At 36.3% G+C, this 21,044-nt stretch carries 18 protein-coding genes, 1 tRNA gene and 1 pseudogene; 14 read left to right on the forward strand and 6 right to left on the reverse strand.

What is annotated here, in order from left to right; all coding sequences use genetic code 11:
- Positions 1 to 3 precede the first annotated feature (3 nt).
- Both plsY and dprA read left to right on the forward strand, forming a co-directional pair.
- Positions 4 to 636 carry a glycerol-3-phosphate 1-O-acyltransferase PlsY gene (plsY, locus tag ACFINO_RS05225; RefSeq protein ID WP_375634134.1) on the forward strand — a complete coding sequence of 211 codons (633 nt, stop codon included), beginning with the start codon at positions 4 to 6 and terminating at the stop codon, positions 634 to 636.
- Complete coding sequence (gene dprA / locus ACFINO_RS05230; protein WP_375655188.1) at positions 593 to 1,828, forward strand: DNA-processing protein DprA; 1,236 nt, start codon at positions 593 to 595, stop codon at positions 1,826 to 1,828. Before plsY ends, dprA begins: the two co-directional genes overlap by 44 nt.
- Here the strand turns inward: dprA and ACFINO_RS05235 are convergent.
- On the reverse strand, positions 1,758 to 1,964 hold the full coding sequence (locus tag ACFINO_RS05235; RefSeq protein WP_005773510.1) for a hypothetical protein: 207 nt from the start codon (positions 1,962 to 1,964) through the stop codon (positions 1,758 to 1,760). The two genes, dprA and ACFINO_RS05235, sit on opposite strands and share 71 nt — an antisense overlap.
- A 263-nt stretch (positions 1,965 to 2,227) precedes the next feature.
- Between ACFINO_RS05235 and topA the strand changes: the two genes are divergently transcribed.
- From topA to ACFINO_RS05270, 7 genes are all read left to right on the forward strand, one after another.
- Positions 2,228 to 4,801, forward strand: coding sequence for a type I DNA topoisomerase (gene topA / locus ACFINO_RS05240; RefSeq protein ID WP_375634137.1), 2,574 nt, complete (start codon positions 2,228 to 2,230; stop codon positions 4,799 to 4,801).
- 3 nt (positions 4,802 to 4,804) lie between these two features.
- Positions 4,805 to 7,081: a ribonuclease R gene (gene rnr, locus ACFINO_RS05245; protein ID WP_375655189.1), complete on the forward strand. Its 2,277-nt coding sequence runs from the start codon at positions 4,805 to 4,807 to the stop codon at positions 7,079 to 7,081.
- Positions 7,082 to 7,357: 276 nt separating this feature from the next.
- Positions 7,358 to 8,530 carry an MFS transporter gene (locus tag ACFINO_RS05250; protein WP_375655190.1) on the forward strand — a complete coding sequence of 391 codons (1,173 nt, stop codon included), beginning with the start codon at positions 7,358 to 7,360 and terminating at the stop codon, positions 8,528 to 8,530.
- A gap of 102 nt (positions 8,531 to 8,632) precedes the next feature.
- The gene (gene rpmG / locus ACFINO_RS05255; protein WP_004864083.1) at positions 8,633 to 8,800 is read left to right on the forward strand and encodes a 50S ribosomal protein L33; all 168 of its coding nucleotides are present in this window, start codon (positions 8,633 to 8,635) and stop codon (positions 8,798 to 8,800) included.
- Positions 8,801 to 9,132: 332 nt separating this feature from the next.
- Positions 9,133 to 9,696, forward strand: a complete 564-nt coding sequence (locus ACFINO_RS05260; protein ID WP_375655191.1) for a thermonuclease family protein — start codon at positions 9,133 to 9,135, stop codon at positions 9,694 to 9,696.
- A gap of 28 nt (positions 9,697 to 9,724) precedes the next feature.
- Positions 9,725 to 10,354, forward strand: a complete 630-nt coding sequence (locus ACFINO_RS05265) for a uracil-DNA glycosylase family protein (protein WP_375655192.1) — start codon at positions 9,725 to 9,727, stop codon at positions 10,352 to 10,354.
- A 21-nt stretch (positions 10,355 to 10,375) separates the two neighbouring features.
- Entirely contained in the window at positions 10,376 to 10,867 is a 492-nt protein-coding gene (locus ACFINO_RS05270; RefSeq protein ID WP_375608344.1) for an Lrp/AsnC family transcriptional regulator, read from the forward strand.
- A gap of 48 nt (positions 10,868 to 10,915) precedes the next feature.
- Here the strand turns inward: ACFINO_RS05270 and cobT are convergent, their stop codons facing one another.
- From cobT to glpD, 3 genes are all read right to left on the reverse strand, one after another.
- On the reverse strand, positions 10,916 to 11,902 hold the full coding sequence (cobT, locus tag ACFINO_RS05275; protein WP_375634147.1) for a nicotinate-nucleotide--dimethylbenzimidazole phosphoribosyltransferase: 987 nt from the start codon (positions 11,900 to 11,902) through the stop codon (positions 10,916 to 10,918).
- A 391-nt stretch (positions 11,903 to 12,293) separates the two neighbouring features.
- Complete coding sequence (dusA, locus tag ACFINO_RS05280; protein WP_375634149.1) at positions 12,294 to 13,274, reverse strand: tRNA dihydrouridine(20/20a) synthase DusA; 981 nt, start codon at positions 13,272 to 13,274, stop codon at positions 12,294 to 12,296.
- 698 nt (positions 13,275 to 13,972) lie between these two features.
- Complete coding sequence (gene glpD, locus ACFINO_RS05285) at positions 13,973 to 15,502, reverse strand: glycerol-3-phosphate dehydrogenase (protein WP_375655193.1); 1,530 nt, start codon at positions 15,500 to 15,502, stop codon at positions 13,973 to 13,975.
- Between the two features lie 345 nt (positions 15,503 to 15,847).
- Between glpD and ACFINO_RS05290 the strand changes: the two genes are divergently transcribed.
- The 4 genes from ACFINO_RS05290 (at position 15,848) to ACFINO_RS05305 (ending at position 19,105) form a co-directional block, all read left to right on the forward strand.
- Complete coding sequence (locus ACFINO_RS05290; RefSeq protein WP_375655194.1) at positions 15,848 to 16,720, forward strand: DsbA family protein; 873 nt, start codon at positions 15,848 to 15,850, stop codon at positions 16,718 to 16,720.
- 242 nt (positions 16,721 to 16,962) lie between these two features.
- Positions 16,963 to 17,460 (forward strand): acetyl-CoA carboxylase biotin carboxyl carrier protein, encoded by a 498-nt coding sequence (gene accB, locus ACFINO_RS05295; protein ID WP_375634155.1) that lies wholly within the window; start codon positions 16,963 to 16,965, stop codon positions 17,458 to 17,460.
- 14 nt (positions 17,461 to 17,474) lie between these two features.
- Positions 17,475 to 18,833, forward strand: coding sequence for an acetyl-CoA carboxylase biotin carboxylase subunit (accC, locus tag ACFINO_RS05300; protein WP_375606916.1), 1,359 nt, complete (start codon positions 17,475 to 17,477; stop codon positions 18,831 to 18,833).
- 196 nt (positions 18,834 to 19,029) lie between these two features.
- Positions 19,030 to 19,105: transfer RNA gene (locus ACFINO_RS05305), tRNA-Thr, on the forward strand.
- A gap of 100 nt (positions 19,106 to 19,205) precedes the next feature.
- Here the strand turns inward: ACFINO_RS05305 and ACFINO_RS05310 are convergent.
- A pseudogene (locus ACFINO_RS05310) lies at positions 19,206 to 19,569 on the reverse strand (XRE family transcriptional regulator).
- Positions 19,529 to 19,996, reverse strand: coding sequence for a hypothetical protein (locus tag ACFINO_RS05315; protein WP_375655195.1), 468 nt, complete (start codon positions 19,994 to 19,996; stop codon positions 19,529 to 19,531). Before ACFINO_RS05315 ends, ACFINO_RS05310 begins: the two are co-directional and overlap by 41 nt.
- Before the next feature lie 254 nt (positions 19,997 to 20,250).
- Between ACFINO_RS05315 and ACFINO_RS05320 the strand changes: the two genes are divergently transcribed.
- Positions 20,251 to 21,044 (forward strand): tyrosine-type recombinase/integrase (locus ACFINO_RS05320; protein WP_375655196.1); only part of this gene is annotated, 794 nt, incomplete at its 3' end.

Genomic DNA, 21,044 nt, shown 5'->3' on the forward strand with positions numbered 1-21,044 from the left:
TTAATGAATGAAGCAGAAATATTTTTTCAATCCACTCCATGGTTTATTTTCCTCATATCTTATCTCATTGGCTCGATTCCATTTGGTCTTCTTTTAACGAAATTGTTCAAAATTGGTGATATAAGAACAATCGGTTCCGGCAATATTGGAGCAACAAATGTTTTAAGAACAGGAAATAAAAAGCTTGCTGCTCTAACACTTCTTTGTGATATGTTGAAAGGAACTATCGTTGTTTTCGTTATAAAGTTTTTTAGTGATCCGCTAGACAATAGTATCCTTGTTTCTCTAGCAGGCTTTTTTGTTTTCTTAGGACATCTTTTCCCCGTATGGCTTAAATTTAAAGGTGGCAAAGGTGTTGCTACCTATCTAGGAGTCTGCTTAGGAATCTATTGGCCTGCAGCAATTATTTTTATTATTGTATGGATAACGATTTTTCTCCTCATGCGTTATTCTTCATTATCTGCGCTTATTGCTGTTACGATCACACCGATATTTGTTTTTTATTTTTCCGCTTCTTATTTCTATTGTATGCTGATTGTGATGAGCGTATTTGTGTTTATAAAACATTCTGCAAATATCGGTAGATTATTAATTGGGGAAGAAAGTAAGATTGGTACGCAACACGGAGATAAATAAAGGAATCCTGCTTACTGATCGTCAACGTCTAAGCTGGTTACGGTTATTGCGTAGTGAAAATATTGGAGCTGTTAGTTTTCGCAATCTCATTGATCATTATAAAACAGCAGAAAATGCTCTGGCAGCACTGCCAGAGCTTAGTAGAAAAGGTGGTGGTTCTGCATCTATTAAAATAGCAAGCTTAGAAGATGCAGAAAAAGAAATACAAAAAGCTAAAAAATTAGGTGTCCGGTTTATCGGTATGGGAGAACCAGATTATCCATCTTTTCTTAAGGTTACAGAAGCCCCTCCGCCGCTTATTGCTATCAAAGGTAATGTTTCAATTTTTCAAAAAACTTCTATTGGAATTATAGGTTCTCGAAATGCTTCAGCTGCTGGAAAAAAGCTTACGGCTCAATTTGCACGTTTTCTCGGAGAAGCAGACTTTGTAACAATTTCTGGGCTCGCTCGTGGAATTGATAGCGTTGCGCATCAAGCAAGTTTAAAAACAGGAACTGTTGCAGTCATGGCTGGAGGAATTGATCATATCTATCCTCCTGAAAATAAAAAGTTGCATGAAGATATTATTGCCAACGGTGGAGCCATCATCAGCGAAATGCCCATTTCTTGGAAGCCGCGTGCTATCGATTTTCCAAGAAGAAACCGTATTATTGCAGCTCTATCACTTGGTCTCTTGGTTGTAGAAGCAGCCCTGCGCTCAGGGTCCTTAATTACCGCACGTCAAGCAGCTGAAATGGGACGGTTAATTTTTGCCATTCCCGGTTCTCCACTTGATCCAAGATCTGTTGGTACAAACAATCTTATCAAAGACGGTGCTCTACTCACCACACATCCTTCTGACATTATAGAAACACTTACGCCATTAATTTTACCGCTTCCAAATTCGCAACTCAATTTTTTTGAGGAATCATCCTCTTTACAACTTGAAAAGGAGAATTTTAATTTAGCAGATGAAAAAAACAGCAGCCTCTCTTTAGCAGATGATGATGATGCAGCACGTGCAGCAGTTTTCTCCGCTCTTTCAACAACGCCAATCGACTTAGACACACTCAGTATCCACTCCGGTGTTTCACTCCCAACTCTCTACCTCTTGTTGGTAGAACTCGAGCTTGCTGGAAAGCTTATTCGACACTCTGGTGGTTGTGTGTCATTGTCGAATCTTGATCTTCCCCAAGAGCCTCAGCACTATTAATAATGCTTTGCCCTTCTTTGGCAACCATATCCAAAAGCAATGCTAAAAGCGGACTGTGCGCCTGACGCGCCATCTGATTCATTTGCTTTGACATGTCTGTAATATATTGGATAACTTTTAAATGATTTATAAACATAATCCTCTATCCTTGAGCATTTCCCCTCCTACCTCTCAATAGACGTTATCTTAGTATTTCGCCGTATGTTTTTGTAATAACAGTGGAAAATAAATCGTGTAATTCTATATAGGGTGTACTCTAATAATGACAATCATAAGTTGTACAATATTCATGTTTTTTATATGGCTAATATTTTTTTATGTGCTCTTAAGCAATTGGCATTAGCTATTCGCGTAAAAGGCGTTTATAAAAAAAATTTATTTCAATATTTGGGTAAAATTATGAATATCGTTATCGTTGAATCTCCAGCAAAAGCAAAAACAATTAATAAATATCTTGGGTCTCAATACAAAGTTGTCGCATCATTTGGACATGTTCGTGATTTGCCTGCAAAAGATGGTTCTGTTTTACCGGATCAAGATTTTTCTATGAAATGGGATATAGATTCTGCTGCCGCTAAACGTTTAAATGAAATAGCAAAAGCCGTTAAAGAAGCTGATAGCCTTATATTAGCAACAGACCCTGATCGTGAAGGGGAAGCTATTTCATGGCATATTCTGGATGTTCTCCGTCAAAAAAAAGTTTTAAAAGATAAACCTATTAAAAGAGTTGTCTTCAATGCCATCACCAAAAAGTCTGTGCTTGATGCTATGAACAATCCACGTGATATTGATACATCACTTGTAGATGCTTATCTTGCACGTCGCGCTCTTGATTATCTCGTTGGTTTTACACTTTCACCTGTTTTATGGCGTAAACTCCCTGGTGCGCGTTCAGCAGGACGCGTTCAATCGGTTGCTTTGCGTATTATTTGTGATCGTGAATCAGAAATAGAACATTTTATCAAAGAAGATTATTGGTCCATTACAACACAGTTAAAAACCATCCGAAATGATAGTTTCCAAGCAAGATTGACAATGTTTAATCAAAGAAAAATAGGCAAGCTTGATATTCAATCTCAAGAACAAGCAGACCAAATTCGCTTTATGTTGGAGCAAGCCCAATACCATACACTCAGTGTTGAAGCAAAACCTACAAAGAGAAATCCTTTTCCTCCATTTACAACCTCCACACTACAACAAGCAGCTTCTTCAAAATTAGGATTTTCAGCTTCTCGCACTATGCAAATTGCCCAAAAACTTTATGAAGGCATTGAAATTAATGGTGAAACGGCAGGGCTTATTACTTATATGCGTACCGATGGTGTGCAGATAGCACCTGAGGCTATTGATTCAGCAAGAAAAGTTATTCATGAAACTTTCGGAAAAGACTATATTCCTGAAAAGCCACGTTTTTATTCAACAAAGGCAAAAAATGCACAGGAAGCACACGAAGCGATCCGTCCAACAGATTTTCAACGCAATCCTAGTCAAGTCCGTAATTTTCTCGATAGCGATCAAGCAAAGCTCTATGAGCTGATATGGAAGCGTGCTATTGCCAGCCAAATGCGCTCTGCTGAAATTGAACGTACAACTGTTGAAATTGAAGCACAGACAGGAGAAAACTGTGCAAATCTACGGGCAACAGGATCTGTTATTCGCTTTGATGGCTTTATTTCCGTCTACACGGATCAACGAGACGAAGAAAATAATGAAGAAAATGAAACAACACGTTTACCACAAATAAACACTGGTGAAGCACTTACAAAAGAAAAAGTTGAATCTGTACAACATACCACAGAGCCCCCTGCTCGTTATTCTGAAGCTTCATTAATTAAAAAGCTTGAGGAGTTAGGAATTGGTCGTCCTTCAACTTATGCATCCACATTGGCGACATTGTGTGACCGTGGATATATTGTCATTGATAAACGAAAGCTTATTCCCGATGCCAAGGGACGTATTGTTACAGCCTTTCTTGAAAATTTTTTTAATCGCTATGTAGAATATGGTTTCACAGCAGATCTTGAAGAAAAGCTGGATCTTATCTCTGATGGCAAACTTTCTTGGAAAGACGTATTGCGAGATTTTTGGGATGGATTTAATGCATCTATTATCAATATTCAAGAACTCCGTATAACTAATGTTCTTGATGCTTTAAATGTAACATTAGCACCTCTCGCCTTTCCTGAACGCGAAGATGGAAGTGATGTACGTTCCTGTCCTCTTTGTAAAAATGGTCAATTATCATTAAAACTTGGGCGTTATGGTGCTTTTGTTGGCTGTTCCAATTATCCCGAATGTAAATACACACGCCAACTTGGTACAGATACTGGAGAAGAGAATGAAGCTGTACGCAATGATGAACCTGTCATACTTGGTATTGCCCCTGAAACAGGAAAAGAGATCTCTCTTCGTAATGGCCGGTTTGGTCCCTATATTCAACTTGGTGAAAGCAAAGAAGTTAAGCGTGCAGGATTACCAAAAGAATGGCAGGCAGAAAATGTAACCCTTGATAAAGCCTTGGCTTTACTATCCCTTCCCCGTGAAATTGGCATTCATCCTGAAACTGGAAAAACAATCACGGCTACGATTGGACGATATGGTCCCTATCTTAGCCATAACGGAAAATCTGCGCGCCTTCTTCATGCAGATGAAGTTTTTGATATTGGTATCAATCGCGCTGTTACAGTATTAGCAGAACAACAAGAAAACAAAACCAGGCAAAGCAGAACAACACCTGAAGCATTGGCAACATTAGGAGAGCATCCCGAAGGAGGAACCATTACCGTGCGCAACGGGCGTTATGGTCCTTATGTCAATTGGGGTAAAATTAATGCAACATTGCCAAAAGATAAAGATCCCATTAGTGTAACTCTTCCAGAGGCACTAGAACTTATATCGGCTAAAGCATCGAGTAAAAAAACAACTTCAAAAAGAGCTTCTTCTAAAACAAAAGCAAAAATAAAAGAGACATAAATTTTGGCTAAAGGTGAAAAAAACATAAAATATCTCTCTTCATTCAAGGGGAAAACTTTTCCCAATAAGGAAGCAATCCTTTCCTTTATAATTGAGAATCCTAACCACTCAAGTAAACGAGAAATCGCTAAAGCTTTTAACTTAAAAGGCGATTCTCGTATCTGGCTTAGAGATATGTTACGTGAGTTAAAGGATCAAAATCTCATATCTAAACACCAAAAAAGAGCAATAAACAAAGGAAAATTACCCCCTGTTACTTTAGTGAAAATTAGTGGACGTGATAAAGATGGAAGTTTTATTGCACAACCTCTTGAATGGGAAGATTCTCCAAAGCCCAATATTGAAATACACTCTTTTCATCACATAAAAGGAAGTAATATTGGTGTTGGAGATCATATTCTTGTAAAAGTTTTTCGAAATAAAAATTCTGAAAGCTCAAGTCATCCTTATACGGGACGAATTATTCGTAAAATTGACGTATCTCCCAAAAGCGCATTTGCTATTGTACGAAAATTGGAAAATAATCAATGGCGCCTTGATCCTATAGACCGCAAAACCAATGAACTCATTGTTGAAATGTCTCCAGAAATGAAGATTCAAATTGGTGATCTCGTTGAAGTCGAAATAAAAAAAAATACTGGTTACGGATTAAAGAACGCAAAAATAAAGAATGTTTTAGGGCACATTAAGAGTGAGAAAACACTCTCAATGATAGCGCTTCTTTCGAAAGGAATTCCTTATATTTTTCCTGAAAGTGTTCTTGAGCAAGCCAAACATATCAAAGCTGCCAATATGGATAATCGTGAAGATTGGCAACAATTACCCTTTATTACAATTGATCCACCAGATGCAAAAGACCATGATGATGCAGTTTATGCAACCAAGGATAAGGATCCAGCAAATAATGATGGTTGGATTATTATTGTAGCCATTGCAGATGTTTCTTATTATATCAAAACAGGAAGCGCTTTAGATAAAGAAGCATTGAAACGTGGAAATTCTGTTTATTTTCCCGATACCGTTGTGCCAATGTTACCTGAACGCCTTTCTCATGATTTATGTTCTCTGCGTGAAGGAAAAGAAAGACCAGCTTTAGCCGTTCGTATGATTTTTGATGCAAACGGTAATAAACGAAAACATAGTTTTCATCGTACTATGATTCGTGTAAGAGCCAAACTTTCTTATCAAGAAGTACAATTGGCAATTGAAGGTAATATAAATGAAAAAATAGCCCCTCTTTTTGAGAGCATTTTGCACCCCTTATGGGAAGCCTATGCATGCCTTAAAGCTGCGCGAAATCGTCGCCAACCACTAGAATTAGAAATTGCAGAAAAAAAGATTATTCTTGATCAAAATGGATGCATAAAAGATGTTGTGAGTGAAACACAATTAGAAGCGCATCGTTTAATTGAAGAGTTTATGATACAAGCCAATATTGCAGCTTCTGAAACATTAAAACAACATCACCAGCCGCTCATTTATCGTATTCATGAAAAACCTTCTCTTGCTAAGCAAGAAATACTTCGGAGCTTTCTTCAAAGTTTGGGGATACCACTCTCCCGCGGAAGCGAACTTACCTCAGCGCGCCTTAATAGAATTTTAGAAAAGGTCGCTCATACTCAACAACAAGAACTAGTCAATCAAGTTATTTTGCGTTCACAATCACAAGCAGAGTACAACCCTAAAAATAGTGGCCATTTTGGTTTGAATTTGCAGAACTATACACATTTTACATCACCAATCCGTCGTTATGCTGATCTCATTATTCATCGAGCACTCATTAAAGCTCTCAAATTAGGAAATGATCAATTAACAGATACACAAGAACAAAATCTTGCAGAAATTGCTACGCAAGTTTCTTTATACGAACGCCGTGCAATGATGGCTGAAAGAGAAACGATAGATCGGCTTGTTGCTCACTATTTAACGAATAAAATCGGTCGTATTTTTACAGGCCGCATTTCCGGAGTTACAAAAGCAGGTCTTTTTATCTCACTTGATAAACTCAATACAGATGGTTTTGTCCATATTTCTACACTTAAAAATGATTATTATCATTTTGATGAAGCACAACATGTTCTTGTAGGACAGCGTAGCCATAAAGGCTATCAGCTCAGTGATGTTGTAGAAGTAAAACTTATAACGGTACAACCTTTTGCTGGCGCTTTATGCTTTGAACTGTTAACAAAACCTCGTCCAATAAAATTTTCACCGACATCCTACCATAAAAACAAATTAAAAAAACAAAAGTATACTCTTTATGGGAAAAGAAAAAAATAAGCTTCTTGCCCTCAATTAAATAGAATATGAATAATAAATTCAATTTAAGAAATGACTTATATTATATAATATTTATATTATTTTATATATACAATCTTCTTTCTCTAGTATACAAGAGGATAAATTTTATTATTAAGTCTATAATAACCATATAAAAATCTTGCAGTTTTTTATACTTAGAAAATGAGAGAAACTGCAAAGTATAGTTTTGGCTTCCTTTCATTTCAGCTCATCTTTTCATTGTTTAAATAAACAAGAGTACCTTAAGCCATTCTCATGAAAAAAAAACCTTTTGACTCTCAAAATAATTCTTTGCGTGCAATTATTGCCGCTATTGCAACCATTGGCACTGTTGGAACAGCATTGGCAATGGGAACACAACTTGTTTCTCTTCTTATGGCAGAGAAAGGACTTTCCAACAGTACAATCGGCTATAGTGGAACAGTTGGTGGAATCGCCACAATTATTGCAGCTATTTTTACGTCTCGAATCGCCTTATGCTTAGGAATCGCTCAAACAATATTGTTTATGATGGCGATAGGATCTTTAAGTTTTTTAGGATTCTATTTTTTTGATCCCATATGGGTTTGGTTTATTTTAAAGTTTATATTACATTTCAGCATGACAGTTATGTTTATCCTGTCAGAGTTTTGGATCAACAGTTATGCTCCCCCCAAAAAACGCGGTTTGATCCTTTCTATTTATGCTATTGTCTTAGGATTAGGGTTTATAATAGGTCTAACGCTGCTAGCAAAAGTGGGAACACAAGGATTTATTCCTTTTGCTGTTGGATATAGCCTTATTATGCTTGCTACTATACCAATTCTTACCGCTTGGAAATTAAGTCCAGAATTTCAAAAAAATCAATATATGCCATTTTTTCGTTATCTTTTTCACGTTCCAAGTGCAATGATGGCGGTCCTTGTTTACGGGGCCATTCAAATGGGCGTATTAACTCTTATAATACCCTTTAGTTTATCCATTGGTTATAATGAGAATGAAGCAGCACATTTTATGGCAACCCTTGCACTTGGGAATATTTTCCTCTTAATTCCTATCAGCATTATAAGCGACTACGCCAAAGATCGACGCTACCCACTGATGAGTTGCGCTATTCTAGGTTTTATAGGAACTTTTATAGTACCATGGATTCTTCAATATCCATGGATTCTGATGCTTGATTTGTTTTTTCTGGGTGGTGTATCAGCGAGCCTTTATACAATTAGTCTTGCACATTTAGGAGCCCGTCTCAAGGGGCAAGAACTTGCTGCTGCTAATTCTGCTTTTATTTTTTGTTATGGAATTGGTATACTCATCGGACCGACCTTTATCGGAAAATCCATGGATATCTTTAAACCCTTTGGTTTTTCAATAGCCATGGCTGTTTTTTTCGGTTTATATGTCATTTTGGTGTTTGTCCAACTTATGAGAAAATTAATCAGCTCTTGACTTTTTTGAGAACATCCGTAGTGTTGCCGGAAAATCTGATGATGTCGGAAATAAATTTTGACAGAAATAATATTTTTTCAGTATAAATAGGGTATTTACATTATGGCTAAAGCAGCAACCATTAAGATCAAGCTTTTATCAACTGCAGATACTGGTTTTTTCTATGTAACAAAGAAAAACAGCCGTACAATGACAGATAAAATGAGCAAGCGTAAATATGATCCAGTTGTAAAAAAGCACGTTGAATTTAAAGAAACAAAAATTAAATAAATAAAATTATTATTAAATTGATAGATTTTATACTCCAAAAGAAATGTGGGAGTATTGCTCTTCAAAGTTATTTTTTGAGGGGTGTTTTTTTTATTTCCTTAAGTTTAAAAAGTTTACTTTAAACTTTGTATGTTTTGTACGGATTTGGATAAGTTGATTTATTATTTAAGTTGCTTACATATATTTTGCATGAGTATTTGATTATTGTGATATCTAACGAAAATTTTGTCATTAAAACGAGACATTGTTTCGTCATATGAATAAAGCTTCTCGGATGAATTATAAACAATACTAAAATAGAGTTATAGTAATGTTAGCAGTTTCTTTATTTCATGAAAAAATCTTTTTCTCATTTTGATCTAAGAATCTTTAATCTAAAATTTATCGGTTTCAGTATTTTTGTCGCTGCTAGCATTCTTATCATTATGTCAACTTATTTTAAGCAGACTCAACGGTTGCCTCAAAAAGAAAAATTTTCTTCTCAAAACTCTGTTAAAGGAAATGCTTTAATCATTGATGGCGATACCATTATGATTTCTTCAATTAAGATTCGACTAGCTGGAATTGATGCTCCTGAACTCCACCAATTTTGTGGAAAAAAGGAAGCACGCTACCCTTGTGGGCTTGAAGCAAAGAAATATTTAGAACAATTATTAAAAAATCAAATTGTTACATGTCACTGGCAAAAAACAGATAAATATCGCCGTATTCTTGCAACATGTAAAACAAAACAAGTTAGCAATATCAACGCAACACTTGTACATAATGGTTGGGCTGTAAATTATTATGAATACCCCAAAGAAGAGCAAGAAGCTAGGAAGAAAAAGAAAGGAATATGGGTATCAAGTTTTCAACGACCAAAAGAATGGCGCAAAGCAAATCCTCGCACAGAATAAGAAAAATATTTTTTAATTTTATTTACTAATGAAACAATGTAGCCCAATTATCAAACTTGAAAAAGAGATCTATTCCTGTCGTGTTTGCGTCCAACAACCCCATTATTTTCCTCCTCTTCCTCATGAACCAAACCCTGTCGTTTATTTATCCAATACTGCTTCGATTGCAATTGCAGGACAAGCACCAGGGTTGCGTGTCCATGAAACTTCTATCCCTTTTAATGATCGCTCTGGTGAAAAATTGCGTAATTGGCTGGGTGTCACGAAAGAAGAATTTTATAATAAATCTCTTTTTGCTATTGTTCCTATGGGATTTTGTTTTCCAGGTTATGACAAAAATAAAGCTGATTTACCACCAAGACGGGAATGTCGAGAAATATGGCATGAAAAGATATTTCAGGCAATGCCTCAAATAAAGCTTGTTCTTGCTATTGGCAGTTATGCGCAAAAGTGGCACATTACAGAATTAAAACATAAAACCGTTTCTGCAACTGTTGGTGATTGGAGAAATATTCTTTCCATTCCTCAACCTCGAGGCTATAATGTTATGCCTTTGCCTCATCCGTCATGGCGAAATACTTCTTGGTTACAGAAAAACCCATGGTTTAACGATGAGCTTATTGTATATCTGCGTCGTTTAGTGCGTAAATTTTTATAAATTAAAATATTGAGAAAAAATATGGATCGTCTTGACCGAAAAATTTTACATCTTTTGCAAGAAAATGCGACACTTTCTGTTGCTGATATTGCTAAAAAAGTGGGGCTTTCTACCACTCCTTGCTGGCGTAGAATTCAAAAACTTGAAGAAGATGGCGTCATTCAACGTCGTGTTGCTGTTCTTTCTCCAGAAAAAGTAAACGCACACGTCACTGTTTTTGTGTCTATTCGCACAAATACACATAGTCATGAATGGTTTAAGCGTTTTTCAAAAATTGTGCAAGAATTCCGTGAAGTCATTGAATTTTATCGAATGAGTGGAGATATTGACTATTTATTGCGTGTTGTTGTGCCCAACATTGAAGCTTATGATCTTTTTTATAAAAAATTAATTTCTAAAATTGACATCCGTGATGTCTCTTCTTCTTTCGCAATGGAACAGATTAAATATACAACAGAACTTCCACTTAATTATATTAAATTACACGACAAGACGCATGAACAAAGCTCTTAAGATTTTTTATATCCGTCTTATGATCTTTTAGGCATTCAAACTTTCTTGTTAAAAAACCACCATTTGTGCATGTGTTAAAACAGCAGCTTTGACAATACCAGCTGCTATAGCTGCTCCTGTCCCTTCACCAAGACGCATCCCCAAATCTAGAAGTGGTTCTTTGCCAATTTTTTTTAAAAGTTTACGATGAGCTGTCTCAGAAGAAACATGTCCAACAAGGGTATGATCAAGAGCTTTTGGATGCATTTTATAAAGAACCGCTGCTGCTGCTGTTGCCACAAAACCATCTAAAATAACGGGTATTTTTTCTATTCTTGCTGCTAAAATAGCACCAACCATAGCAGCAATCTCACGTCCTCCTAAGCGACGCATTATCTCAAAAGGATCATTAAAATAATCCTTATGCAAAGAAATGGCTGTCTTAACCGCTGCAATTTTACGCTGATAAAAATCACCTTCTGATTCCATACCATTTCCTGTCCATTCTTCCACTTCCCCTCCAAACAATGCTAAGCATAAAGCTGAAGCTATTGTTGTGTTTCCAATTCCCATTTCTCCAATACATAAAAGATCTGTCCCACCCGCAATGGATTCCATTCCAAATGCCATTGTAGCAGCTGCACTCCGCTCATCCATTGCGGCATCCTTCGTAATATTCATTGTTGGATATTCCAATGCTAAATCAAAAATTTTTAATCCAAGATCATAAGCAATACAAATTTGATTGATAGCAGCTCCACCAGAGGCAAAATTTTCTACCATTTTTTGTGTCATAGATTGTGGAAATGGTGTAATATTCTCCTCTACAATACCATGGTTTCCAGAAAAAATAGCAACCAAAGGTCGCGTTACGATAGGTTTTTCTGTACCCCTCCACCCCGCATACCAAACAGCAATATCTCCTAGTTTTCCCAATGTTCCTTGCTCTTTTGTTAAGTTTTTTTGCCATTTTTTTGCCAAAATTATAGAAAACTCATCAGCAACAGGTAAATTTGTAAGCAAAGCACGAAAATCATCAAATGGACTAGCGATCATAAGGATACCTTTTAAAATCTACAATGTTTATGAAAATCACGTCATATATACAGGATATGAATAATTTATTGTTTTTTTAACAGTGCTTTAAAAATGTTAAATACTATGAAAGCAATAATTTCTACATTCTATTTTCTACCCCAATAACAAACGTGCAAGATTCAAAATGTTATTAATATCTTATGACTACTTTACAGTGATACCCTTAAGCTATTTTTTATTTAATAGGCATAATCAGCATGCCGTTTAATATATAAATTCTAACATTCTTATTCATAATAAAAGTTATAAACTTTCAAAAACTTATAAAATTGAAGGGATCAAAATTATCGCAAAGAAATCAAAACGCAAAGGATCTCAACTTTAATATATGTTAATTGTCTGACTGTTATTAAATGAGAGCATAAAAAGCTTCTTTTAAAGTACATATATCTGCGTTTGGTTTTGTCGCATCATTTGATAGTATTTGCCGCCATCGACGTGCCCCACCCCGCCCATGAAATAAACCAATCATGTGACGCGTCACATGAGAAAGCCGTCCCCCCGATGCAATATGTCGAGCCGCATAATCACACATAACCTCAATAAGATCACTCTCACTTAGACTATTCTGCGACTCACCATAGAGTTCAAAATCAATATGTTTTAACAAAGTTGGATCATGATAAACTTGGCGACCAACCATGACAGCATCACAGAAAGTTAAGTGTTCTTTGATCTCATCAATCGATTTAATTCCACCATTTATCCCAATGAATTTATGAGGATATTGACCTTTTAATTTGTAAACCCTTTCATAATTAAGGGGCGGAATATTGCGATTTTCTTTCGGACTCAATCCTTGTAGCCATGCCTTGCGTGCATGTATCCAGAGCGCATCACATCCAGCATTCCAAACCTGATTAGCCAAAAGATCTAACGCTAACTCTTCATCTTGTTCGTCCACTCCAATCCGACATTTGACAGTTACAGGTATAGTAACCTCTCGTTTCATTGCTTCTACTGCATTTGCCACAATGTCTGGATGTAGCATCAAACAAGCTCCAAAGACCCCTGCTTGAACACGATTTGATGGGCAACCAACATTGAGATTTATTTCGTTGTAGCCAAAATCCTCAGCAATTCGTGCAGCTTCTGCTAACTTTTTCGGATCTGCCCCCCCTAATTGTAATGCAACTGGACGTTCTTTGTCGCTAAAAGCCAACAATTGTTCACGAACACCATGAATGACAGCATCTGCTACCATCATTTCCGTATAAAGGAGAGCTTTTTTCGTTAAAAGACGATAAAAAAACCTGCAATGTCGGTCTGTCCAGTCCAACATTGGTGCTACTGCAAATTTTATAGGCGATGGAAGGTTGTAAAATATCATGAGGGTATTACTCTCATGTCCCTATAGCTCTCTCTTTATACATAAAAAAATACTTACTTTTAGTTTACGGAAAATTTTATTCTCTTATACTATCATGAGTATAATAACAGCTCATTATTTCCAATTGATATCAAGGTTTACTACAATCAATCATGCCAAAACACAATATCGCATTTCTCATAGATTAGTGTTCAGGTATATAAACATGAAAAAAGAAGATTTTTACTATAATATAAAAAACTCATTTATAAGTTCTTCTTACGCTCTTCAAGCCTCTCCCCTTACATGATTTAGTACAGCGTTTAAGATAATAAATGCTAAACTAACACATTATACAATTTTTCATGATCGATTTAATTTTCTTTAGATTTTTTTAACTCATTGTGCAAATAAACGATACAGAAAGTAGCTTTATCTTCTCCTAAAGAAGAAAAAACCTTATTTCACACGAGTCTAATTATAAATTATTTTTTATCAATGAGTTCTTTTTGGTGATATTCTTAGATTTCACTTTATAAGATAGACAAATTTCATCTTAAATATTCTATCTAATTTTGCCATTTTGTGATTCTTGCAAAAAAAAAACTAAAATCAGGGTATAGACAACCATTGCCTTTTTAATATCTATAACTAATATCAGTATCTCTCGAAGGAAAATATTTTACAATATTGCAGATACAATTTGTAAAATGAAATGATCATAAACGTTGTTCAATCTCTTGTTGGCTTTGCATATAGGAAGAAAGAGTATCAACCTCTTGTTCATTAAATAGGAGCCCCAGTTTTGAACGACGCCATAACACATCTTCACATACTTTAGCCCATTCTTTTTCCATCAACCATTTTACTTCTACTTCATAAAGCCCATGTCCAAAATTTTTTCCTTTATTTGCCTTACCATGTGCAAAGATCACCAATGCTTCCGTACCGTAGGAGCGTGCAAGCCTGCGATGTGTAAAAGCATCTAAATCTGGCATTAAAAGAGCAATCCTATTTTCGATTGTATCTAATTTGTTATAGGGAAAATCACCCCCTGGAAGTACTGCCTTAGCCGTCCATGATGCTCCCTTTTTACCAAGCTCTTTTTCAACAAATTTCATCGCATCTTCAGCCAACTTACGATAAGTTGTAATCTTTCCACCATAAAGATTAAGTATCTTTGGTGTCGTTCCTGTTCCCATTTCTTTTAAAACATAATCGCGCGTAATTTTTTGTGCTTTTGAAGCTCCATCATCATAGAGTGGACGAACTCCAGAGTAAGACCAGACAATCGTTTCAGGCAACACTGGTTGTATGAAATATTCACTGGCTGCTGCACAAATATAATCAATTTCTGTATCAGTAATATGAACGTCAGCCGGATCTCCTTGATAATTACAATCTGTTGTTCCAAGTAAGGTAAACTCTTCTTGATACGGAATAGCAAATATAATACGCCCATCACCATTTTGAAAAATATAAGCACGATCATGAGTATAAAGCTTGGGAACCAAAATATGAGAACCTCTAACAAGCCGTACTGGTGGATGTTCTTTACAATCTAATATGCTTGCCAAAACATGATCAATCCAAGGTCCTGTCATATTCGCGATATAAGAAGCTGTGACACTATATTCTTTGCTACTTAACTTGTCTTGAAGAAATATACGCCATTTATTGTCTTCTTTTTTTAAAGAGAGAACTTCTGTTCGTACTTTTATATCAGCTCCCCACTTTTCTGCATCACGAGCATTGCCAATAACTAAACGCGCATCATCTACTCTTGCATCAGAATATTCAAAACCTCTCTGATATTCTTTCTTCAGTGTAGAGCAAAATTTTTGTGAAAAATTAATCGTTTTACTGCGCCACAATTTCTGATTCCAATTCCCTAAATAATCATAAATAAAAAGTCCAAAACGCAACATCCAAGCAGGGCGCAATTCTTTATGATAAGGAAGGAGAAAACGCAAAGGACGCACAATATGTGGAGCCATACGTAAAATGATCTCGCGTTCTTTCAATGCTTCACGAACAAGTTTGAACTCATAGTGTTCAAGATAACGAAGCCCACCATGAATAAGCTTTGTTGACGCACTTGAGGTCCCAGATGCAAGATCGTTCATTTCAGCCAATCCCACTTTAAATCCGCGTCCTGCTGCATCTCTTGCCAATCCACAGCCGTTTATCCCTCCTCCAATGATAAACAGCTCATAATGTGTTGTAGTTTTCATAATTTCACTTTTCATTATTTAATTTTGTTTCTCAGTATTCAATAAAGCAACAGGAAAAAATAATACAAGTGTTCTTCATTGTATTATCAACGTACTTTTTCTTAAAATAAACACGCACAAAAAGCTTTTGATATCCTTATACATCAAAACAACATTTGACAAATTAAAGAGAATTTTTTTATCTTTTACAAAACATAATCCTTGCCAAGCCAAGGTTCATCATATGAAATCTTTTTAGAGAAAAATTGATGTTTTTTCTCATTCTTAAAGATACACTATAACTAAATGCTTCATTGCACATAGATAGCACTTTTCATATAGTTCACTCAATGACACCCTAGAAAATGTGAAGGTATCCAAATGAATTATCACTCTCAAAACTCGAAAATAACACTTCTTTCAAAAATTTTAGTCATAGTTATGTCGAGTATTTTAATCTTTTTACCTTCTTTATCAAACGCAACGTCACGCTCAAAAACAGCAAATGATTTAAGCTTAGAAAAGCTTAAATCACAACTTTTAGAAGATTCTAGCTTTTTATCTAAGCTTAAAGAAAAAATGATACCACATACTGATTCTCATCATATTCAACAAATCGTCAGAGAGTATCTTCTTACTCATCCAGAAATTATGATTGAAATGCAGCTTATTCTTCAAGATAAGATGGAAAAACAGAATGAATACGAAAACCAAAAACAAACTTCAGTCATTCATTCATTAGAAAAAGAGATTTTTCATTCTCCTCATGACGCTGTTTTGGGAAACCCAAATGGTAAAAGAGTGCTTGTCAATTTTTTTGATTACAACTGTGGATATTGTAAAATTTCCTATTCAAATATAGAAGACTTGATAAAAGAATATCCAGATTTAAAGGTTATTATCAAGGACTTACCAATTTTAAGCTCTGATTCTATGGCAGCCCATACTGTTGCCTACGCATTTCGAAAACAATTTCCAGAGAAATATCCTCAGTTTCACAAAACGCTTTTAATGTATCAGGGTCGTGCAAATGAAGCTAAAGCTATTAAAGTAGCTGTTTCATTAGGAGCAGATGAAAAAAAACTACATAATGCAATACAAGATCCCACTCTGCAAAACGCTTTTAAAGAAAACATTCAAATTGCCTCTGCACTTCATATTACGGGAACACCTTCTTACATCATTGGTGATAAAATATTCATCGGCGCTGCCAAACAGGATATTCTAAAACAAGCGATAGATAATACACAGTGAATACCTGATCCGTTTTAGGAAGAATACTGTAAATGAGGTAATTTTATGCTTTCTCTTTTTTGATAACAGGCTTATAAGTGCAATTTTGCGTAAAGCAGATACAAGTTTTAAATTGCAAAGTATAATGATTTAAAGGAAATAAAAATCTTTAAAGCCTCAAAAGATGTCATCCCTAATCTAGAGATATTCGGTCATAAAATGAGATAATGACGATCTTCATTGATCAAGGAGTTAGAAATAAAATGGCAACAAAAAAAATGGATTCGGCAAAAAACGCAATTGATACGAAAATTATTCGTGATCTTGCTGAAATTTTGAATGATACAAATTTAACGAACATTGAAGTTGAACAAGGGGAGCTTCGTATTTGTGTCTCACGCCAAAATACCTTAACTTCTTCTGAGCAAGCAATCTATGCTCCTGTTTCTACTCCTACTTTTTCTGTAACATCTTCTCCAGTTCCAACAGCTGAATCTCCTATACAATCTATCCAAGAAGATAGATCAAAAAACACAATAACCTCTCCAATGGTTGGAACAGCTTATCTTGCACCTTCACCAGGCGCGCAACCTTTTGTAGAAGTAGGGCAAAATGTTTCTGAAGGGGAGACATTACTTATTATTGAAGCCATGAAAACAATGAATCAAATTTCATCACCGCGCTCAGGTACGGTAACCACTGTTCTTGTCAAAGATGGTCAACCTGTTGAATTTGGTGAACCACTTATTATTGTTGAATAAAGCGAGGGGCAACCATGATTCGAAAAATCCTCATTGCTAATCGAGGAGAAATTGCTCTTCGCGTTTTACGTGCATGTAAAGAACTTGGCATAAAAACCGTGGCTGTTCACTCTACCGCTGATGCAGATGCAATGCATGTTCGTCTTGCTGACGAAAGTGTTTGTATTGGCCCTCCTCCCGCTCGTGATTCTTATTTGAGTATTCAGCAAATTATTGCTGCTTGTGAAATTACAGGAGCGGATGCTGTTCATCCAGGTTATGGCTTTCTTTCTGAAAATGCAAAATTTGCAGATGTTCTAGAAGCCCATGATATTACATTCATAGGTCCAACAGCTACTCACATCCGAATCATGGGCGATAAAATCGAAGCAAAGAAAACCGCCAAAAAACTTGGTATTCCTGTAGTTCCCGGTTCAGACGGAGCAGTCACTGAAGAATCAGATGCTTTACGCACTGCTCGTGAAATTGGTTATCCAGTTATTATAAAAGCTTCTGCAGGTGGTGGTGGACGTGGTATGAAAGTCGTTCATTCTGAACAAGAATTTTCTATAGCTCTCAAAACAACGCGTTCAGAAGCGAAAGCTGCTTTTGGTGATGACGCTGTTTACATAGAAAAATATTTAGAAAAACCCCGTCATATTGAAATTCAAGTCATAGGTGATGGTGCGGGAAATGCTATTCATTTAGGAGAACGCGATTGTTCACTTCAACGACGGCATCAAAAAGTATGGGAAGAAGCTACATCACCTGCACTTAATGAAACTGAACGGAAAAAAATTGGAAGTATTGTTGCAAATGCCTGTGCCCAACTTGGATATCGTGGAGCTGGTACTATTGAATTTCTTTATGAAAATGGCGAATTTTATTTTATTGAAATGAATACACGTTTACAAGTTGAGCATCCTGTAACTGAAGCAATTACAGGTATAGATTTAGTCCACGAACAAATCCATATTGCATCAGGCTGTAAGCTTTCAGTGACACAAGATGAAGTCTGTTTTTCTGGTCATGCCATTGAATGCCGTATTAATGCAGAAGATCCTATTAACTTTACGCCATCACCTGGAACCATTACACATTTTCATACACCTGGAGGTTTAGGGATTCGTGTTGATTCAGGCGCTTATTCAGGTTACCGTATTCCTCCTTACTATGATAGCATGATTGGAAAGCTGATTGTTCATGGACGTACCCGTTTAGAATGTATGATGCGTTTACGGCGTGCTTTAGATGAATTTGTCGTCGATGGGATAAAAACTACACTGCCTCTTTTTCGCGATCTTATTAATAATCAAGATGTTGCTGATGGTAATTATAATATTCACTGGCTAGAAAATTACCTTGCTCATCAATCAAAGTCTTCAGATTCGTAATTCGATAGCAAAACGGTGCATTCTTATAAAAGATTCTATAAGATATCAACATAAGGATAGTTCCAACCTTGCTGTAAAAAGTGGAAAAAAGGAAATAAATTGGTTATTTTTTATATAGTTTTCTTTTAATATGCATAAAATTTAATAATTTTCTGTTTTCCTTTTTGTTAGTTTGTGCTAACTCCTACATGGTTATGCCCTTATAGCTCAGTTGGTAGAGCACCTGATTTGTAATCAGGGGGTCGGGAGTTCGAGTCTCTCTGGGGGCACCATGCTCTTTTTTATCCAAAATAATTTATTGATTTTCCATATATTTTTTACAGTGAGGGACGCGTAAATAAAAGTTAGGGAATAGGATTTTTCAACCTATCTCTATAGGACGCCTCTTTTTTTGCAAACTTTCTCAAGAAGGTCTTTTAATTCTGCTAAGTTTTGTTGTGAAAAATTCTCTAAATTTCTAACAAACTCACCAACAGCTTCACGCCTCAACGGATCAGAAGTCTTGATTGTAAAAGTTTTGCGACAAGCATAGGCTGCTTTTCTTAAGAGTAAAGCCTTCTCTTGATAAACCATAAAGCTCTATGATCTTTTCCTCCAGTCCTACAGGAACAGATTTTTTGCCAATCTCGACAGAAGATAAAAATCCTACAGATATGTCTAATTTCTTAGCCATATCTAAGAGGCGTTCGGAGTGATCAATGCGCAAAATTCCGCGCAAATTCACCATTACTAGCATCACCGGACCAATCGCCTCCTCCCAACATAACATTTACGTCTACACGTAAACTGCTTCCTTGTTCCCCTGTATGCCATTTCGTCACGGGATAACAACCAGACAAAAATTGCCACACATAACCGCAACCATCCTCACAACCGATATACGAAATCATACGACGATTTTCTGTATCAACGTGTCCTCCAGAAGTTTTGGGAGAAGGCGCTTTATTGCCTATAATACTGGTTCCCGAATTGATTCCATACATGCAAGACGCGAACTCATCACTCGTCAAAAATCTCTTATTAACAGACGAAAAATCCACGTGATGGTCAGAATAGCTACGATTGGTTGTAATCGGAACACCATAGGCAGACTTCGTATTTTCATCTGTCCCTGATTGAAGATAAATATCAACCCAAATATTCTTCCACGGATCGTAAAGCATTCCCTCTGGATCACTCCTCGGATAGTGATTTAAACACCAAACAGAATCAGGGAGAATATCCCCCGCTTGATAACCCGATACAAGATATTGATTTATAATGATAATCTAGCTCTGTTCATATTGAATTAGACCCCTGAATAACGTAAGATTCTCTCATCTTAAATCTGTGTATCTTGAATCAATCAAAATCACTTGCTTGCACGTCACAAGCGGGGTTGATGTGTGGGTAAAAACTATAGCAGAAAGGAGTAAAAATGGTTCTTATGAATCGTCTTAATGCAAGGGCTGTCGCAACATTGGGAGCTGGTAAATATAATGATGGTGCCGGCTTGTTACTTCATAAGCGTAAAGATGGAGGTGCTCAATGGATTTATCGTTATACCATTCATGGGCGCCGTCGTGAAATGGGCTTGGGGGCGTTGCGAAATGTTTCTTTAAAAAAAGCCCGTGAATTAGCAAATCAATGGCGTTCTGTTTTGCATGAGGGGCGTGATCCCATTAAAGAACGTGAGAAACAAAAGCGTGAGGCAATAAGTAATCTCCATTACCTAAAAGACATTGCCTTAGATGCTTTTGAAAGTCGTAAAGCTGAACTCAAGAATGATGGTAAAGATGGAGATTGGTTTTTACCATTACGCCTTCATATTCTCCCTAAATTAGGTTGTCTGCCGGTTTCTGAGATTACACAAACTGAGATACGCAACACTATTGCCCCTATCTGGCATACAAAAGCTGTTACAGCGCGTAGAGCTCTCATTCGTCTCAATCTTTGTCTCAAACATGCGGCTGCTTTGGGTTTAGATGTTGATTTACAAGCAGTAGAAAAAGCACGCGCTCTCTTAGGCAAACAACGCCATAAAATCAAAAACTTACCTGCAATGGATTGGAAAGATGTTCCCGCTTTTTATAAAACGCTTTGCCAAACAACAAACCCCACACAACTGGCTTTGCGTTTGCTTATCCTTACAGGGGTTCGTACCAACCCTTTGCGTCATATTCGTGAAGATCAGATTGAAGATGATGTATGGACTATTCCTGCTGAGAATAT

Origin of the sequence: Bartonella sp. AA83SXKL, from assembly GCF_042196965.1 — a bacterium.
In the GTDB taxonomy this organism is placed as follows: domain Bacteria; phylum Pseudomonadota; class Alphaproteobacteria; order Rhizobiales; family Rhizobiaceae; genus Bartonella.

Excerpts from the sequence above, each read along its gene's own strand:
- plsY (WP_375634134.1), top strand. The coding sequence starts at position 4 with ATGAATGAAGCAGAAATATTTTTTCAATCCACTCCATGGTTTATTTTC.
- ACFINO_RS05235 (WP_005773510.1), bottom strand. The coding sequence starts at position 1,964 with ATGTTTATAAATCATTTAAAAGTTATCCAATATATTACAGACATGTCA.
- topA (WP_375634137.1), top strand. The coding sequence starts at position 2,228 with ATGAATATCGTTATCGTTGAATCTCCAGCAAAAGCAAAAACAATTAAT.
- ACFINO_RS05250 (WP_375655190.1), top strand. The coding sequence starts at position 7,358 with ATGAAAAAAAAACCTTTTGACTCTCAAAATAATTCTTTGCGTGCAATT.
- rpmG (WP_004864083.1), top strand. The coding sequence starts at position 8,633 with ATGGCTAAAGCAGCAACCATTAAGATCAAGCTTTTATCAACTGCAGAT.
- ACFINO_RS05260 (WP_375655191.1), top strand. The coding sequence starts at position 9,133 with ATGAAAAAATCTTTTTCTCATTTTGATCTAAGAATCTTTAATCTAAAA.
- ACFINO_RS05265 (WP_375655192.1), top strand. The coding sequence starts at position 9,725 with ATGAAACAATGTAGCCCAATTATCAAACTTGAAAAAGAGATCTATTCC.
- ACFINO_RS05270 (WP_375608344.1), top strand. The coding sequence starts at position 10,376 with ATGGATCGTCTTGACCGAAAAATTTTACATCTTTTGCAAGAAAATGCG.
- cobT (WP_375634147.1), bottom strand. The coding sequence starts at position 11,902 with ATGATCGCTAGTCCATTTGATGATTTTCGTGCTTTGCTTACAAATTTA.
- dusA (WP_375634149.1), bottom strand. The coding sequence starts at position 13,274 with ATGATATTTTACAACCTTCCATCGCCTATAAAATTTGCAGTAGCACCA.
- glpD (WP_375655193.1), bottom strand. The coding sequence starts at position 15,502 with ATGAAAAGTGAAATTATGAAAACTACAACACATTATGAGCTGTTTATC.
- ACFINO_RS05290 (WP_375655194.1), top strand. The coding sequence starts at position 15,848 with ATGAATTATCACTCTCAAAACTCGAAAATAACACTTCTTTCAAAAATT.
- accB (WP_375634155.1), top strand. The coding sequence starts at position 16,963 with ATGGCAACAAAAAAAATGGATTCGGCAAAAAACGCAATTGATACGAAA.
- accC (WP_375606916.1), top strand. The coding sequence starts at position 17,475 with ATGATTCGAAAAATCCTCATTGCTAATCGAGGAGAAATTGCTCTTCGC.
- ACFINO_RS05315 (WP_375655195.1), bottom strand. The coding sequence starts at position 19,996 with ATGCTTTACGATCCGTGGAAGAATATTTGGGTTGATATTTATCTTCAA.